This window comes from Brachybacterium fresconis, from assembly GCF_017876515.1.
GTDB classification, from domain to species: Bacteria; Actinomycetota; Actinomycetes; order Actinomycetales; family Dermabacteraceae; genus Brachybacterium; species Brachybacterium fresconis.
The window spans coordinates 3,589,033-3,606,210 of sequence record NZ_JAGIOC010000001.1; the positions used below are offsets into that span (position 1 = coordinate 3,589,033).

Genomic DNA, 17,178 nt, shown 5'->3' on the forward strand with positions numbered 1-17,178 from the left:
TCAGACCTCGCGCCCTGCGATCGCCGGGACGAGCTTTTCCGTGATCTCGTTCTTGTCGACGATGTTGTGCAGGTAGACGATCGTGACCGAGGGGTCGATCTCGTACTTCTCGATCTGGGGGCGGAAGCTCTCCGCCGAGACGATCACGTCGGTCTTCAAGCCGGCGACCGACGAGACGGACTCGTGCTCGAGCTTCGCACGGACCTTGTGCGAGGCCAGCACTTCCTCGGCCTCCATCTGGCAGGCGAGGCTGCTGCCGAGACCGGCGCCGCAGATGAAGTAGATGGTGGGGATCTGGGCCATGATGTTGCTCCTTTGCACGGTGCCTGTGACATGCGGGCAGAACGGAATGATGCCCGGTGAACAGGGACGGGGAGGGTCAGGCGTCCGTCGGGACCAGGCCCGAGGAGAACTCCTGAGGTGACGCGGCGGCGATCAGCCGCTCCACGGATTCGGGGGCGCGGATGATCTGCACGAACGCCTTCAGCGCCTCGAGGTGGGAGGTGCTGTCCTGCGCGGCGAGGCAGAAGACGAGTCGGACGGGATCGTGCTCGGACTTGCCGAAGTCGACGCCCCGGGGCAGGGTCGCCGCGCTCATCGAGGTGCGGGAGACGGAGCCGTCGGGCTGGGCGTGCGCGAGCGCCACCCCGGGGGCGAGCACGATGTACGGGCCGAACTGGTCGACCACGTCGATCATCCGACCCACGTACTCCTCCGTCACCGCCTGCGAGCGGAGGAGGGGGAGAGCGGCCTGGCGGATGGCTTCCTGCCAGGTGTCAGCGGATGCACCGAGGACGACATGGTCGTCGGTGACCAGCTGAGAAAGGGATGCCGACATCGCGGAACCTCTCTGTCGGGATGAACGTCCCGATCAGTCTGCGAGGACGGTGCTGCGGTTCGCCAACAGGGTTTCTTCCGCGAGAAGCCGGGACGGCGGAAGGACGGAGGGGGACCTCCACGGACGCGTATGGCTGCGTTCGGACGTGTGTGGCGCAGGCAACGGCGCGCTCGGTAGGGTCGCTCGACCTGCTCCCGCGCGGAGCGCCCAACCCCACCAGGAGTCATCGGTGACTGCGTCCTCCTCCTCGTCCGAGCTCTCGGAGAAGCCCACTGAGCGGTTCGTCAGCGGCGACCCGTACCGCCTCGACCCATCGGCCGTGAAGGAGCCGCCTGTCGGCTGGCGGGCCTCGTCGAAGTTCTTCGGGCCGGGCCTGATCGTCTCCGCCTCGGTGGTGGGTGCCGGCGAGCTGATCACCGCGACGTCCCTCGGCGCCCAGGCCGGCTTCGTGCTGCTGTGGCTCGTGTTCGTCTCCACCATCGTCAAGGTGGCGGTGCAGGTGGAGATGGCCCGCTACTCCATCGTCACCGGCGAGGGCGGCATGGAGGGCTACAACCGCGTCCCTCCGCGCCTGGGGCGGGTCAGCTGGGTGTTCCTGATGTGGGCGCTGATGGCGCTGAGCAAGCTGATCCAGACGGGCGGGCTCATCGGCGGCATGGCCGCGGCCCTGTCGATCCTGGCCCCGCTCGGATTCGGGCCGCTCTCCCCGGCGGCCGTGACGATCTGGGCCGTGATCGTCACCGTGATCGCCATCGCCACCTTGATCTCGAATCGCTACGGACTGATCGAGAACGTCGCCACGTTCCTGACCATGGCGTTCGTGGTGGTCACCGTGCTGGTCGTGATCGCGCTGCCCGCCAGCGAGTTCGCGTACACGGGAGCGGACCTCGCCTCCGGCCTCAGCCTGCAGCTGCCGCTCGGCGCCGTCGGCATCGCGCTGACGATGTTCGGCCTGACCGGCGTGGCCTCCGAGGAGATCACCGCCTACACGTACTGGTGCCTGGAGAAGGGGTACGCCCGCTGGTCCGGTCCCAACGATGGCTCCGCGGAGTATCGCCGACGCGCCCTCGGCTGGATCGCCGTGATGCAGAAGGACGCGATGGTCTCGTGGCTCATCTATACGGTCTCGACCGCGGCGTTCTTCATCCTCGGCGCCGCCGTCCTGCACCCGCAGGGCCTCGTCCCCGAGGGCAACGAGATGATCCTGACCCTGTCCGAGACGTTCTCCGGAGTCTTCGGCGACGTGGGGAGGATCGTCTTCCTGTTCGGTGCGCTCGCCGCGCTCGGCTCGACGATCTGGGCGGCGATCCCGTCCTGGTCGCGGTCCTGGGCGAACGCCCTGTCCATCGTCGGCGTCTTCGACTGGACCGATGGCCGCAAGCGCACCCTCTGGATGCGCGTGTTCATCGCCTTCCTGCCGACCATGTGGCTGCTGACCTTCCTCTGGATCAACCAGCCGCTGATCATGATCATGGTGGGCGGCATCGCCGGCGGCATCTTCCTCGCCGCCGTCGCGGTCTCCGCGCTCTACCTGCGCCGTCGCATCGAACCCGCGCTGCGGGGCGGACGCTTCCTCCACATCGCGCTGATCGTCAGCTCGCTCGCCATCATCGCGCTGGGCGTGTACTCGGCGGTGACCACGGTGGCGGGCTGAGGGTATCGCCTCGCTCGCCAGGGTGCGCGCCGGATCCGGCACGCCGCGCGTCAGGGTTGAGTCACGGCGTGGAGCGGCTGCGCGGACGCGCGCTGCGGGGAGAGCGACTGCGCGAGGTATCCGAGTGCCAGGAGGAGGAAGACCGCAGCGGTGACCCACCCTGCTGCGCTCTGCCAGACGGCGACCTGCTGCGTGACGGCCGCCAGGGCGCCGACCGCGCTGGTGGCGCACAGCGCACCGGCGACGCGCCGACCGAACGGAGAAGCGCCGATGTCGCGGAGCGCGAGGAGAAGCACGCCGAAGCCGACGCACACCACGCCCAGGAGCCGACCGAGCGCATGTGGTGCATAGGTCGTACCGGCGCCCTCGCCCGCGATCTGCGACGCGTCGCCCAGCGAGAAGCCGTACCCCTGGAGGAGCAGGTTCGCCGTGCCCGCCCAGAACAGGACCCCTGTCGAGATCAGCAGTGCGGCGTGCACCATCAGCAGATTCCGGAGCGTCACGAGCTTCCCCCTGTGGTCGTGAGTCGAAGTGCGTATCAGGCGGAGCGTCGGGTCGACGGGACGAGATTCCGGAGTCCTCGTCCTTGCCCACGGCGTCGTGGTTCGAACCCGGTCCGCTTGTGTCAGTGTAGGGATCGGTGGGGAGCAGGGCAAGAGTCGCTGCGGGACGCTGCGGCGGAGGCGGCCGTCGCCGCCGCAGCCGACATGGTCCGCGTCCCGGACGCCGACCACAGCAGACGGCTGGTGAGGGGACACCGATGGTGTTCATGCCATCGGACGAAAGCCGCATCATGGCGGTGGGCGGCACCCGGCACGGCATTCCGCCGTTCCGCTCCCTTGCCGTCGGGCCGACCACCACCGCGCAGAGCGTGCGACCGACGGGCCGTCAGCGCGGCGGTGCCGTGGACTGACGGACCACGAGCGACGGCGTCACCAGCCGTCCCACCGAGCGGCGTCGGGGGTGCGTACCTTCGGGTGGCACCGTGGCGGCATCGCCTCCTTGCCCGTCGGCCTCGATCAGGCCCAGCAGGTATGTGAGGCTGCGCCGCCCCACCTCCTCGAGGTCCTGCGCGACCGACGTCAGCGGCGGAGTGAGGAACGGTGCGAAGTCCTGATCGTCGTAGCCGACGATGCTGAGGTCCTCGGGCACCCGGATCCCCTTCTCGGTCGCGGCCCGCAGCACCCCGGCGGCCATCTGGTCGTTGGCGGCGAAGATCGCGGTGGCGTCGTCGCGTTCGAGCAGCTCGAGGGTGGCACGATGTCCGGAGGTCGGGGACCAGTCGCCGTGGACCACCGCAGGCACCGGGCGGGCGTTCCGGGTGAGCATCCGCTGCCACGCGGTGCGGCGGCGCCGGGCCGGGTTGGATCCGGACGGCCCGGCAAGATGATGGACCGTCCGATGGCCCAGTTCGAGCAGATGGCCGACAGCCGCGCGGGCGCCGGCGGCCTCGTCCATCCCGAACGTGGGGTGGTCGTGGGAGGTGCCGCTGTCCGCGATCACGACGGGGACCTCCTGCGGCAGCTGGAGATTCGGCGTGTCCAGCACCCGTGCTTCGATGACCACGATCCCGTCGACGGCCCGATCGGTCAGCGTGCGCACGGCGGCACGGACGTCATGCTCGGTCGGCGCCTCGACCACGGCCATGTTCACCGCATAGCCCCGTGCCTGAGCTTCGGCGATGACGGCATCGACGATCCGGATGTTGCCGACGGCGGTGAGGTTGAAGGTGACCACGCCGATGGTGCGGAAGCGGCCCGTCGCCAGGGCACGGGCGGCAGCGTTCGCGCGATACCCCAAGCGCTGCATCGCGGCTTCGATGCGCTCGCGGGTCTCGGCGGAGACGCCGGGATTGTTGTTCACCACGCGCGAGACCGTCTGTCCGGAGACCCCGGCCAGACGCGCGACATCGGACATCGAGGCACCCTTGGAGGCGCCGGTGCCGGGCCGTCGGGTCACCAGAGCCTCCTCTCGCGCAGTTCGGGACGTCGAGCACACCCTATTGTGCGCGGTCGGCCGCCGACGCCTCCTGGTGGAGCTCTCCTTCGAAGTCGCTCAGCGAGGTGTCATAGCCCTTGCCGCCGACCGGGTACATCGAGGTCATCCAGTGATGGAAGTTGTCGCCGCGCACGCGCAGCTGCTCGTACAGCCGATGCAGCAGGTCGTCGCGGACCTCCCGGTACGCCGGATCGAGATACCGGTTGTGGAGCTCGTCCGGATCGGCAACCAGGTCGTAGAGCTCATTGACGCTCTCCGGGTTCACGATCAGCTTGTGCGAGGGGGTGCGCAGCATCCGCTGGGGGTAGGGGAAGTGGTGCCCGTGGAACTCCGCAGTGATGTCCTGTCGCCAGTCGGTCGGCGTCTGGCCCCGCGTGATCGGCAGCAGGCTGAGTCCATCGGCCTCCGGATCGGGCTCCACCCCCGCGAGGTCGAGGATCGTGGCCGTGAGGTCGACCAGGCTGGTGAAGTCCTCGGACTCGACCCCGACCGGGTCTCCCGGGACTCGCAGCAGACCGGGAATGCGGTAGATGTCGTCGTACATCGCCGGACCCTTGTCGTGCAGACGGTGGGCCCCGGTGAACTCGCCATGGTCGGCGGAGAAGGAGACCGCCGTGGAGTCCCACAGGTCCAGCCGCTCCAGGGTCTCGACCAGGCGGCCCACCTGCTCGTCGATGAGCGTCACGTACCCCCAGTACGCGGCGATCAGCCAGCGACGGGTCTCCGGATCCAAGGTGTCGTGGGTCCAGTGCTCACTGTATCGCTGCTGGACGAGAGGCTTTCCCTCGAAGGTCTCGGCCGCCGAGGCGGGCAGCTGGATCGCGCCCGGGTCGTACATCTCGAGGTACTCGCGCGGCAGCAGGTAGGGCAGGTGCGGCCCGAAGAAGTGGGTGGCCATGAAGAACGGGCGGCCCTGTCGGTGGTAGTCCGCTCCGTACTGCTCGAGCCAGGCGATCGTGCGATCGGTCAGAAAGTGCTCGAACGTGGCGTCGGCCGGCTGGTTCAGGGTGCCGGCCAGAAGGTTGCCGGGCTCCCCGTTGGGGAAGGTGCCGCGCACCTCCTGGGACACGGCGGGCTCGGGCAGACCTCGCTCAGCCAGCCAGGCCCGGTACTGGGGATGAGCGATCGGATTGTGCCAGCCCGGATAGTGCGGACCGTCGAATCCGAACTCGCCCGGCCCACGCTTCTTGCCGACGTGCCACTTGCCCTCCAGGCCGACGTTGTAACCGGCGTCCCGCAGGCGGCGGGAGAACGGGGTGAACTCGTCCGAGAGTTCCTCCGCGTACCCGACGTTGCGCTCGTAGTTGGCCAGCAGCTTGTGGCGGAACGGCAGCACGCCGGTCAGCAGGCTCGCCCGGGCAGGGGTGCAGATCGCCGAGGGGGTGAAATGGGCGTCGAGCCGGGTGCCGGCGGCCGCGATGGCGTCGAGGTGTGGCGTGTGCACGATGGGATTGCCGTAGCAGCCCAGAGTGTCCACGCGATGTTGATCCGTCATCAGGAACAGCATGTTGGTGCCGCGGGTCATGAGGCCTCCTGAGGCATGTGTGCGCAAACAGTATGGGCGGTCGTCGGAGCTCCCGAAGGGGCTCGGGCCGACGAGATGCGCGGTCTCGTCGACCCTGTGAACTGGTCCTCATAGCGTCATCACACCATGTCGAGCTCTTGACGCATGAGCTTCGTCACTCTACGTTAGCGCTAACATACAGGAGTCCGGACGGACGGCAGACGAACGGACGCCACCTCGAGTCGACGACGACGAAGGGCATTTCCATGGGTTCACAGCGCAGCACCACCACATCCCCGTCCAGCATTGGCCGCCGCACGGTGCTCGGTGCGTCCGGTGCCGGAGCCGTGGCCGCCGCCCTGGCCGCCTGCACCGGCGGCGGGCAGTCCGCCCAGGAGGCAGGCGGCGGGGGCGGAGGAGACGGCACCCTGCAGTGGTGGGACCAGTTCCGTCCGCTGACCGATACCTTCGAGCAGGACCTGTTCGGGCCGTTCATGGAGGAGAACCCGGAGATCACCGTCAAGCGGCGCCAGCTCGCGGCGGCGGACCTCGGACAGGCCCTGCAGATCGCCAGCCGCAGTGACCAGCTGCCGGACGTCCACTCGCTGGCCGGGCTGGACTCCTCACCTGCGGCGCTGGTCAGCGACGACTGGTTCCAGCCCATCGGCGAGTACGCCGACTTCGAATCCAGCGAGATCGCCGACCAGCTCTACGACGGCATCCAGCGGTTCGACGACGAGCTGTACACCGTGCCCATGTTCTCCGGCAGGTGGCACGAGAACGTTCCCTGGTTCAACACCGCCCTGATGGAGAAGGCGGGGATCGATCCGGAGGGCGAGGGACCGGCCACCTGGGACGAGCTGCGCGACGTCACGCGCCGGGTCATGGGCGGGGCCGATACCGAGGGCATCTTCATCCCCGGTCAGGACCCGGCCTACCTCAACCAGCTCGTGACCCGCCTGGCCCAGACCGCCGGCGCTCCCGGGACCATCGACTGGGCCACCGGCGAGTACGTGCAGGATTCCCAGCCGTTCCTCGACGTCTTCGAGTTCCTGCAGTCCCTGCTCCAGGACGGCCTGATCCACCCCTCCTCGCCCTCGATGAACCCGCGCGACGCCCGGGCCCGATGGGCCGCGGGGGAGGGGGCGATCTACCCGTGGGGCGCCTGGTTCATCGGGGGGCTCTCGGTCGAGGAGCCCGAGGCCGTCGAGCGCGGCATCTCCTGCTGGCACCTGCCCGGACCCGAGGCCGAGCGCAACCCGATCTACTCCGGACCCTCCGGCGGGACCTTCTGGGTCTCCGCGGACGCCCGGGAGCCGGAAGCCGCCGGGCAGCTGCTGCATCGGCTGACCACCCGTGACTTCCAGATGGCGCTGGCTGCAGCGATGGATCAGCCGCCGGCGCTGCTGGACGTGATCGAGGAGGCCGACGTGCACCCCGCCTACGCCCGGTGCGTGTCCTTTTTCCAGGACGACGTCCTGATCTCCCCTGTTCCCGAGTCCGGTACCCCGGGCGCGTGGCGGGTGGCCGCCGAGATGCGGGACATCCGCCCGGACGTCGGAGATCTGCTCCAGTCGATGCTGGCCGGCGAATCGGTCGACGTCGCCGGGGAGCTGACCCGCTTCACCGACGAGCTGAGCAAGGAGCGGGACCGCGCCATCGAGGCCGTCCAGGACGAGACCGATGTCGACCTCGGCGCCTGGGTCTTCGAGAACTGGGATCCCAGCCGCGACTACGAGCGGACGGACTATGACGCACGCTGACGGCACTGTGCTCCGAGACGTGAGCGAGCCAGGACCGGACCGCGCACCCGGTGACTCCGCCACGAGCTCCCGCTCTCGCCCGTCGCTGCTGCGGCGACTGCGTCGGGACTGGTGGATCTACCTGTTCCTGCTGCCCACGATCCTCGGCTACGGGGCGTACACGGTGTACCCGCTGGTGGCCTCCTGGTGGTTCGCGCTGCTGGACTGGCCGGGATTCGCCGCCGTCGGCACCTTCACCGGACTGGACAACTTCGCGCGGCTGATGGGCGACGACCTCTTCTGGAACGCCTTCGGCAACTCCCTGATCTTCCTGGTCTGCGCGGTCCCGCTGCGGGTGGGGATCGCGCTGATCCTGGCGATTCTGCTGAATCGCCGCGCGACCCCGTTCAAGGGGTTCCTGCGGACTCTTTTCTTCCTGCCGGTGGTGACCACCGGCGCGATCATCGGCGTGGTGTTCACCCTGCTGCTGGACGCCGGCGGACCGATCAGCCTCGCGATGGTGGCCTCCGGGCTGCTGGATTCGCCCGCGAACTTCGTCGCCGACACCGGCACCTCGCTCTTCGCCGGCGTGGCCGTGTGGGTCTGGAAATGGCTGGGCATCACGATGATCTACTGGCTGGCCGCCCTGCAGACCATCCCCGATGAGGTGCGCGAGGCCGCCATGATCGACGGCGCCGGCCCGGTGCGCGAGTTCTGGCACGTCACCCTGCCGCTGCTGATCCCGTTCCTGGTCATCATCACCTTGATCGACACCGTCGGCGCCCTGAACGTCTTCGATCTGATGTACACCATGACCGGCGGCGGACCGTCATTCTCCTCCGAGGTGATCGAGATCTTCATCTACCGCACCGCCTTCGGAGCGACCGTGCCCCAGCTCGGCTACGCCTCCGCGGCCGCCGTGCTGTTCGGACTGCTGACGATGGGGCTGGCCGTCGCCCAGGCCGTCGGGGTCCGGTGGGCCCGCCGCGCGACAGGAGCGATGACATGACCGCCCCCGGCTCTCTCGACCGGGCCCCCGAGACCGGCACGACCCGTCGGCCCGTCGGCGGTGGACCGCAGCGTCACGAGCTCGCGCGCGTGCGCCGGGCACGGCGCTGGCAGGCGATCCGCGCCCGGCCCGGCAACCTCCTGATCTTCCTGGGCCTGCTGATCCTGGCCGCCCTGTGGATCTACCCCTTCATCTGGCTGATCTCGGCCTCGCTGAAGACTCCCGGCGAGGTCTTCGGATCCGGCCTCGGGCTGATCCCGGAGACGCCGATGTGGGAGAACTACTCCCGCGCCTGGACCACTGTCGGCTTCGACAAGTACTTCCTGAACACCATCATCATCACCGCCGGCACGGTGCTGCTGATCGTCGTGCGCAGCGCCCTGGCCGGCTATGTGCTGGGCCGCTACTCCTTCGCCGGGAAGAAGCTGCTGATCATCATCTTCCTGATCACCTTCTTCCTGCCGGAGGGATACACCATCATCCCGGTGGTGCAGCTGACCGACCAGATGGGTCTGCTCAACACCCACCTGGGCGTGATCCTGGGCCTCGGTGCCGGAGGACAGATCGCCTCGACCCTGCTGTATGCCGGCTACTTCCGGGGCCTGCCCAAGGAGCTCGAGGAGTGCGCCCGCCTCGACGGCGCGGGTCACTTCCGGATCTTCTTCCAGGTGATGCTGCCGCTGGCCTGGCCGATCACCGCGACCGTGGTGATCCTGACGTTCCTGTTCGCCTGGAACAACTACCTGCTCCCGCTGGTCTTCACCCTCAGCGAGCCGGGTCTGCGCACCCTCGCCGTCGGCATGACGGCCTTCGTCGGCGAGTACGGGACCGACTGGCCCGGCATGGCCGCAGCGGCCATGCTCTCCCTGGTGCCGGTGATGATCGTGTTCGTCGCCCTGCAGAGCAAGTTCGTCGACTCCATCGCCGGAGCGGTGAAGCAATGACCCCATCGGAGGAACTTTCCATGACCGACCCGTCCACCCCGAGCGCCGCCCACCACGTCGGCCACGACCGCGTCCTGCAGGAGGCCCACGTCCGGATCGACACCCGACGCCCGCTGGGCACCGTCAGCGACGACATCTACGGCCACTTCCTCGAATCCGCCTTCTTCGGCAACATCGAAGGCGGCGTGTTCGACGAGGGCTCCGAGCTCTCCCGGACCGGATCCGGCCACCTGGACGGCATGCGCTCCGACGTGCTCGAGCTGGTCAAAGACCTGCGCCCGGGGGCGATCCGCTGGCCGGGCGGGAACTTCACCTCGGCCTATCACTGGGAGGACGGCATCGGCCCGCGCGATCAGCGCCCCGCGCGGCGGGAGCTGGCCTGGGGCGAGATCGAGACCAACCGCTTCGGGACCGACGAGTTCCTGGCCTGGTGCGAGGCCGTCGGGGCCGACGCCTACCTCGCCCATTCCGCGCGCGACGTCGACGAGGCGGTGCGCTGGGTCGACTACACCAACGGCCGAGGGGACACCGCCATGGCCCGGGCCCGCCGGGCGAACGGCCGCGAGGACCCCTGGCGGGTGCGGTACTGGGGCGTCGGCAACGAGGTGTACGGGCCGTGGCAGATGGGCCATCGCGGCGCCGAGCGGTACGCCGAGGACGCCGCCGAGCACGCCCGCTTCATGCGCGCCGTCGACCCGGGCATCGAGCTGGTCGGCGTGGGCATCCCCTGGGACCAGGAACGCTGGACCACCCCGCTGCTGGCGAAGGCGGGGCGCTTCCTGGACCATCTCTCGCTGCACCACTACGGAGCCAGCAACCACCTGATCACCGGTGACGACTACGACGACGTCGTCGCCCAGTCGCTGTTCTTCGAACGGGAGATCTCCCGCTACTCCCAGCTGGTCACCGACATCTCCGCCCGGGTGGGTCTGGACCGGGTGCCGCAGCTGGTGATCGACGAATGGAACATGCGCCACCTCGAACCGGCGTCCTGGCCCGAACCGCAGGCCGGGGCCGACGGCGGCATCGCGGAGCGGGACACCCCCGCGGTCGACGGGCTCCCGCAGCACACGCGCGTCAGCCGCTACAGCCCGCGAACGCTGGGCGACGCCGTGTTCTCGGCCGGGGTCTTCCAGGCCATCCATCGCAGCGTCGGCGATGCCTCGGCCGTGACCATGGCCAACCCGGTGAACCTGCTCAACGCCAACGGCATCGTGGTGGCTCGCCCGGAGGGTGCCTTCGGCTCGACGCTCTACCACGTGTGGCACCTGTACCGGCACCACACCGGCCGCACCGTGCTGCCGGCGACGGTCGATGGGCCCGCGCGGTCCACGAACGTCCGTCTGGGCGACAGCCGGGATCCGGAGGGCAACCAGCCCACCTCCCCGATGACGGTCCCGTACCTCGACGTGGTCGCCACCCGCGCGGACGACGGGTCGATCCGGCTGGTCGTCGTCAACCGCCACCGCTCGCAGTCGATCCGGCTGCGCCCGGTGCTGGACGGCTCCGCCGACGCCACTCCGTCGCGGGCCCGCATCCGGTCCCTCGGCGGTGACGTGACGGATCTGAACGCGTCCAACAGCCTCTCCGCGCCGGAGACGGTCGCCGTGCGCGACCTCGGCGACGTCGAGGCCGACGGGGGAGCGTGGGTGGTGCCGCCCCACTCCGTCAGCGTGCTGACGCTGGCCGGGGCCAGAGCCTGAGGGGCGCCGGGACACATCCGCACCACCGTGCCGAGGCGCGTGCCGCCCCGCCGCACGAGACAGGAAGGACTTCATGGAGCAGCCGAACATCCTGCTGCTGTGCACCGACCAGCAGCGGTACGACGCCGTGGGCGCCTCCGGCAATCCCCACATCGACACCCCGCACCTGGACCGGCTCGCCGCCGACGGGGTGCTGTTCGAGAACTGCTATGTGCAGTCCCCGGTGTGCGGACCGTCCCGCGCGAGCCTGATGACGGGACGCTACGTCCCCTCGCACGGTCTGTACGCCAACGGGGTGGATCTTCCCGCGCACGAACGGCTGTTCACCCGGGACCTGGCCGATGCCGGCTACGACTGCGGTCTCGTCGGCAAACTGCACCTCGGCGCCTGCGCCGGCGGCCGCAGCGAGCCCCGGACCGACGACGGCCTGCGCGTCTTCCGCTGGGCCCACGACCCCTACCCGGGATCCTCGGAGAACGCGTACCACCGCTGGCTGCGGGCCCGGTACCCCGAGCTGTACGAGGAAGCCGTCGGGCCCGGCGGGCGCGGTTTCGACGCTCTCCCCACCCGGGCACACTACAGCCACTGGATCGGGCAGGAGACGATCGACTTCCTGCGCCGCGACCGGGTGGCCGACGCCCCGTTCTTCGTCGCGGCGAACTTCTTCGACCCCCACCACGGATTCGGTGCCCCGCAGGAGTACCTGGACCGCTACCCGCTCCAGGACGTCCCGGGTCCGGTGACGGTCGAGGGGGAGCTGGAGAACAAGCCGCCGATCCAGGCCGAGGCGTCCGAGAGGTCCTACGCCGGGGCGGCGAAGGGGTACGCCGAGTACTCCGCCGCAGAGCTGCAGGAGGCACGCCGCGCCTACTGCGCGATGGTCTCGCTGGTGGACGATGAAGTCGGCCGCATCCTCGAGGCCCTCGAGGAGGCGGGACTCGCCCGGAACACGATCGTGGTCTTCACCAGCGACCACGGCGAGATGCTGGGCGACCACCAGCTGATGCTCAAGGGACCGTTCATGTACGACTGCGCGGTCAAGGTACCGCTGATCGTGCGCTGGCCCGGCGTCTCGCAGCCGGGTTCCCGTCGGCAGGAGCTCGTGCAATGGGTGGATCTGGCGCCGACGTTCCTCGGCGCGGCAGGCATCCCGACCCCGGATGCGGTGCAGGGGGAGAGCCTGGAACCGCTGATCCGCGGAGCGGACGTCCCGTGGCGCCAGTGGGCCCTGTGCCACTACCGCAACAGCGGCAACCCCTATCCCGACCCCGCGCACGTGACCATGCTGCGCCACGGCCGGTACAAGCTCGTCGTCCACCACGGATCCCCGGCGAGCGGGAGGGAACGGACCGGGGAGCTCTACGACCTGGAGACCGACCCGCAGGAGCTCACGAACCTCTGGGACGAGGCGGGGCAGCGCGAGACACGGATGCGGCTGCAGGAGACGCTGCTCGATGTCGAGGTCGCGACCGAGGACCGCAGCGCCGACAGGGTCGCCGTGTGGTGAGGCTGTCGGCCGGCGCGTGATTCCCCACCGACGGGCACCCTTCCTCCACAACGATCCTCCGTCCACAGCCGTCCCCGGGCTGTCCCACCGCGCCTGCATGCTGGGCAGATGAGCAGCCTCCAGCACCCGTCGCACCCCCTGGCGCTCGCCGGCAGCGACGACCCGTCCGAGCTGCTGCGCGTCACGGAGGCCTGGCATCGGCAGGGTCCGAACACCGCGGGGCTGACGGCCGCGGCCCGGGAGCGGGCGGACCAGCACCTCGCCGCGGGTCAGGTGCCGCTCCTGGTCGGCATCGAGGGCCGTTTCCTGCTGTTCGAGTTCCCCGACGGCGCCACGGTCCACACCGACCAGCGCTTCTTCGTGCGGGGCGCCGACCGATGCTCCTGCGGCGAGCGCGAGTGCCGTCACCAGCTCGCGGCGCTGCGAGCTCTGGGCCAGAACCGCTTCCGCCGCTCCTGGCGCAGCACCCCGGTCCTCGCATCGGCCGACGCGGCGGGGGCGTCGGCTGCCAAGCCCGTCGTCACCGGCCTGGTGCTCTCGTGGGACCCCGACTCCAGGCCGCGGGGGAGGGAGGCGATCGTGCTGCGGCCGTCCCGTCGCACCGTCAAGGGCACCTGGCACCGCACCCTGACCTGGGACGCCATCGGTGATGGCATCGCATGGCTCCCCATCGTGCAGCAGAATGTGCTGCGCATGCTGGACCGCTGGCGATGGCCGCATCGCGCCGGGATCCGCCTCGAGGACCACGGGGCGGAGCTGTGGACCCTCGTGGACTCCGCGCGCAGCGCCGGGTTCGAGATCGACGCCGACGGCGACCTGCACCTCGCCGATCAGGAGATCGGGGTCGACCTCGACCTCGAGCGGGCCCCGGGCGGCCTCGTCCTGCGCGCAGCGCCGTCCTGGGACGAGGGGGCCGCCCCGACGGCCTGGTCCCTGCTGGGCGAGCCCGCCCACACGATCCTGGCCGAGCACGCCGACGGCGTCGTGCTGCACCGCCTCACGCAGGATGTCGACGCCCTCGCCCTGCTCGGCGCCGGGGAGGTGTGGATCCCGGACGCCGATCTCCCGGAGTTCTCCCGCACCGCGCTCCCGCGGCTGACCACCCGGCCCGCTGTGCACCTGCTCGGGACGGAGTCCGACCTCGCCGCGCCGGGACCTCCGGCCATCCGCTGGGAGCTCGTCGAGCTCGAGGACCACGATTGGCTGGACCTGGACGGGACCGTCACGGTCGGCGATGAGCAGATGCCGCTGGCCGTGCTCATCCAGGCTCTGCGCTCCGGGCAGCGCTACCTCGCCGCCGGCGGACTGTACATCGACCTGGACACCGAGGAGATGCACCGGCTGCGCAGGCTGCTGGAGACCGCGGCCGCCCTCCCGGACGAGGAGCGGATCCGCATCAGCCGTCACGACCTCGACACCTGGGAACAGCTCTCCGCCCTCGACGGGATCGAGGCCGACGGCGACCGATGGCGAACCCTGCTGCGCGGCATCCGCCCCGTGGACCTGTCCGACGAGATGCTCGATGAGGCGGTCGACGCGGAGCTGCGGCCCTACCAGCTGGAGGGCTACCGCTGGCTGAGCGCCCGCTGGGACGCCGGCCTGGGCGGCGTCCTCGCCGACGACATGGGGCTGGGCAAGACCCTCCAGCTGCTGGCCGCCATCCGCCGCCACCGCCGCACCGATCACCGCCCGGTGCTCGTCGCCGCCCCGCGCTCCGTGCTCGGCACCTGGGAGCAGCAGGCCGCGCAGTTCGTACCCGATCTCCGGATCCGGGTCATCACCAGCCGGCTCACCGCCGCTCTCGAGGCCGACGAGGCCGACCTCGTCGTCGTCTCCCACCAGCTGCTGCGTCTGGACTCCGAGCGGTACCAGGAGGTCAGCTGGGCCGCGCTCGTCCTCGATGAGGCACAGGCCGCGAAGAACCCTTCTTCCCAGCTGCACCGGGCCTTGCGCGCCCAGCATCGGGACGTCACCTTCGTCGTCACCGGCACCCCGGTCCAGAACTCCCTGCAGGACCTGTGGGCGCTCATCGCTCTGGCCGCCCCGGGCCTGCTGCCGCCGCTGCCGGAGTTCACGGTCTCCTGGCGCCGGCCCATCGAACGGGGCAGCGCCCCGGAGCTGCTCGCGACGCTGCGGCGGCGTATCGCCCCGATCCTGCTGCGACGGACCAAGGACCTCGTCGCCCGCGACCTGCCGCCCAAGCTCGAGACCACGCGCTCCCTCCAGCTCGCCCCCGCCCATGTCACCCGCTACACGACGGCGCTGAACAAGGAGCGCCAGCGGGTGCTCGGCCTGCTCGATGACCCCGAGCGCAACCGCGTCGAGATCCTGGCGGCGCTGACCCGTCTGCGCCTGCTCGCCACCGACCCCGGGACCCTCGAGGCGCCCTCGGCGAAGGTGTGCGAGCTGATCGACCGGCTCGAGGAGCTCACCGGAGCCGGCCACCGCGCACTCGTGTTCAGCCAGTTCACCAGCCACCTGCGCACCATCCGCGAGATCCTCGAGCAGCGCGGCATCACCACCGCCTACCTCGACGGCTCCACCGTTGCCCGCGAGACGGTCATCGACGACTTCCGCACCGGGGAACAGCACGCCTTCCTCATCAGCCTCGCAGCCGGCGGCTCCGGGCTGACGCTCGTCGAGGCCGACTACGTGTTCCTCCTGGACCCCTGGTGGAACCCCGCCGTCGAGGAACAGGCGATCGACCGCACCCACCGCATCGGCCAGGACTCCGCGGTGAGCGTGTACCGCCTGGTCTCCGCCGAGACCATCGAGGAGAAGGTCCTCGCGCTGCAGGAGTCCAAACGTGCCCTGATCTCCTCGGTGATGGACCCCGACGCCGATATCACGACCGCCCTGGACGCGGCGCAGATCCGGGAGCTGATCACCGCGTAGGTGCGACGGGCATGCTCTCCGGCCGACCTCTGCGCATTCGTTCCCACAGCTGGTTTTGGCCCCGACACCGCAGAACTCGGCAGTAGCTCGCTCCCGGTGCGGGGCCCGGCACGTCCGCCGCGGTCCAGATCCGCTGAGATCCCTGCGCACGGCGCGCGATTCTGCCACGGTGGACCCATGGCAGAACCGCGAGACCTCCGCCCGGCCGCCAATGCGATCGCGACCATCGTCGAGGGCGTCCCCGAGGATTCCTTGAGGGATCCGACGCCGTCGTCGGACTACCGCGTCGGCGATCTCCTCGAGCACATCGACGGACTCTCGACCGGTCTGCAGGCGGCCGCTCGCAAGGAGCCGGTGCCGGAGGCGGAGCTGCGCGACGGGGACGCCGCCCTGCTGCGGTTCGACTGGCGCGAGCGCATCCCCGTCCAGCTGGCCGACCTCGCGCGGGCATGGGCGCACCCCACCGCGTGGCAGGGCGAGACGATCGAGGGCGGCATCCCCATCCTGGCCTCGGCGGCGGGAATGTTCGTGCTCGATGAGCTGATCGTCCACGGCTGGGAACTGGCGCGAGCCACCGGCCAGCCGTTCGATGCCAGAGAGGACGACGTGCTCTCCCTCATCGACTTCCTGGAATCGCTGCCGCCGATGCCGGAATCGGAAGGACTGTTCGCCCCGCCCGAACCGGTGCCGTCGGCGGCGCCGCCGATGGACCGGTTGATCGGGTTGACCGGGCGCGACCCCGCCTGGCTGGGCGCCTCGCGCGAGCGTTAGGCGAAGCCGCCGGGCATCCGCCCTCGGTGCTGTCGAAGCCGCGGAGGAGGAACGCCCCATGCCCGTGCCGCCCGATGCCGATCGCGTCCGTACCGCCCCGGAGGAGTCGTGGCGAGCTCGACGGCGACCATCACGACCGAAGCCGTGATGATCGCCGTTCCAGCGGGAAAGCTCGCGGCCCCCCGGTCAGGCCCAGCCCCCATAGCAGCAGTGCAATCGCGACAACCTTGACCACCCCACTCGCAAGATGCCCCATGAGAGCGACGGGGAACGCCGGGGGATGGAGTCGCTGACTTCGCTGTTACCTGCCATCACAGTGGATCCCTTCGGGTGAACGATCGGGTCAGAGAGAGCAGGCGGAGACGACGCAGCCCGCTCCGAGGGTGCCTTCAAGGACCTTCACCGCGTCCTCTCCGATCTCCGAAGCGGATCGCCGTCCAGATCACTCGGATCCCACCCCAGATCGCGCGGGCCCGTCGGATCCCGCCGACGACCTTTGCCTCAGGGATCCCGTACTCGATGACCAGCGGAACGATCGCTGCAGCGCAAGCGGCCACGTAGAAGGCTGGGGCGATCCCGCCCGAGGGAGCGGAGTGCCAGGTCACACCCTTAC

13 protein-coding genes are annotated in these 17,178 nt (G+C 69.9%); 8 read left to right on the forward strand and 5 right to left on the reverse strand.

Annotation, left to right across the window (positions count from 1 at the left end):
- Both JOF44_RS15920 and JOF44_RS15925 read right to left on the reverse strand, forming a co-directional pair.
- The gene (locus tag JOF44_RS15920) at positions 1–303 is read right to left on the reverse strand and encodes a PTS sugar transporter subunit IIB (RefSeq protein WP_209893637.1); all 303 of its coding nucleotides are present in this window, start codon (positions 301–303) and stop codon (positions 1–3) included.
- A 76-nt stretch (positions 304–379) separates the two neighbouring features.
- Positions 380–838 (reverse strand): PTS sugar transporter subunit IIA, encoded by a 459-nt coding sequence (locus tag JOF44_RS15925; protein ID WP_209893640.1) that lies wholly within the window; start codon positions 836–838, stop codon positions 380–382.
- A 229-nt stretch (positions 839–1,067) separates the two neighbouring features.
- Between JOF44_RS15925 and JOF44_RS15930 the strand changes: the two genes are divergently transcribed.
- The gene (locus JOF44_RS15930; protein ID WP_209893644.1) at positions 1,068–2,492 is read left to right on the forward strand and encodes an Nramp family divalent metal transporter; all 1,425 of its coding nucleotides are present in this window, start codon (positions 1,068–1,070) and stop codon (positions 2,490–2,492) included.
- A 50-nt stretch (positions 2,493–2,542) separates the two neighbouring features.
- Here JOF44_RS15930 and JOF44_RS15935 read toward each other — a convergent pair whose 3' ends face one another.
- The 3 genes from JOF44_RS15935 to JOF44_RS15945 form a co-directional block, all read right to left on the reverse strand.
- Positions 2,543–2,995 (reverse strand): hypothetical protein, encoded by a 453-nt coding sequence (locus JOF44_RS15935; RefSeq protein ID WP_209893647.1) that lies wholly within the window; start codon positions 2,993–2,995, stop codon positions 2,543–2,545.
- 385 nt (positions 2,996–3,380) lie between these two features.
- Complete coding sequence (locus JOF44_RS15940) at positions 3,381–4,451, reverse strand: LacI family DNA-binding transcriptional regulator (RefSeq protein WP_301472742.1); 1,071 nt, start codon at positions 4,449–4,451, stop codon at positions 3,381–3,383.
- 40 nt (positions 4,452–4,491) lie between these two features.
- A complete protein-coding gene (locus JOF44_RS15945) occupies positions 4,492–6,015 on the reverse strand; it encodes a sulfatase family protein (RefSeq protein ID WP_209893650.1) in 1,524 nt (507 codons plus the stop codon).
- A gap of 245 nt (positions 6,016–6,260) precedes the next feature.
- On the opposite strand from JOF44_RS15945, the gene JOF44_RS15950 reads away from it, so the two are divergent.
- The 7 genes from JOF44_RS15950 (at position 6,261) to JOF44_RS15980 (ending at position 16,565) form a co-directional block, all read left to right on the forward strand.
- Positions 6,261–7,757, forward strand: coding sequence for an ABC transporter substrate-binding protein (locus JOF44_RS15950; RefSeq protein WP_209893653.1), 1,497 nt, complete (start codon positions 6,261–6,263; stop codon positions 7,755–7,757).
- Positions 7,758–7,776: 19 nt separating this feature from the next.
- Complete coding sequence (locus JOF44_RS15955; protein ID WP_209893656.1) at positions 7,777–8,745, forward strand: carbohydrate ABC transporter permease; 969 nt, start codon at positions 7,777–7,779, stop codon at positions 8,743–8,745.
- On the forward strand, positions 8,742–9,689 hold the full coding sequence (locus JOF44_RS15960) for a carbohydrate ABC transporter permease (protein ID WP_209893659.1): 948 nt from the start codon (positions 8,742–8,744) through the stop codon (positions 9,687–9,689). The genes JOF44_RS15955 and JOF44_RS15960 overlap by 4 nt, the downstream gene beginning before the upstream one ends.
- Before the next feature lie 20 nt (positions 9,690–9,709).
- Positions 9,710–11,392 (forward strand): alpha-L-arabinofuranosidase C-terminal domain-containing protein, encoded by a 1,683-nt coding sequence (locus tag JOF44_RS15965; protein ID WP_209893662.1) that lies wholly within the window; start codon positions 9,710–9,712, stop codon positions 11,390–11,392.
- Positions 11,393–11,465: 73 nt separating this feature from the next.
- Positions 11,466–12,899, forward strand: a complete 1,434-nt coding sequence (locus tag JOF44_RS15970) for a sulfatase-like hydrolase/transferase (RefSeq protein WP_209893665.1) — start codon at positions 11,466–11,468, stop codon at positions 12,897–12,899.
- Positions 12,900–13,007: 108 nt separating this feature from the next.
- Positions 13,008–15,794, forward strand: coding sequence for a DEAD/DEAH box helicase (locus tag JOF44_RS15975; protein WP_209893667.1), 2,787 nt, complete (start codon positions 13,008–13,010; stop codon positions 15,792–15,794).
- Positions 15,795–15,971: 177 nt separating this feature from the next.
- On the forward strand, positions 15,972–16,565 hold the full coding sequence (locus tag JOF44_RS15980; protein WP_209893670.1) for a TIGR03086 family metal-binding protein: 594 nt from the start codon (positions 15,972–15,974) through the stop codon (positions 16,563–16,565).
- The last annotated feature ends 613 nt before the right edge of the window (positions 16,566–17,178 follow it).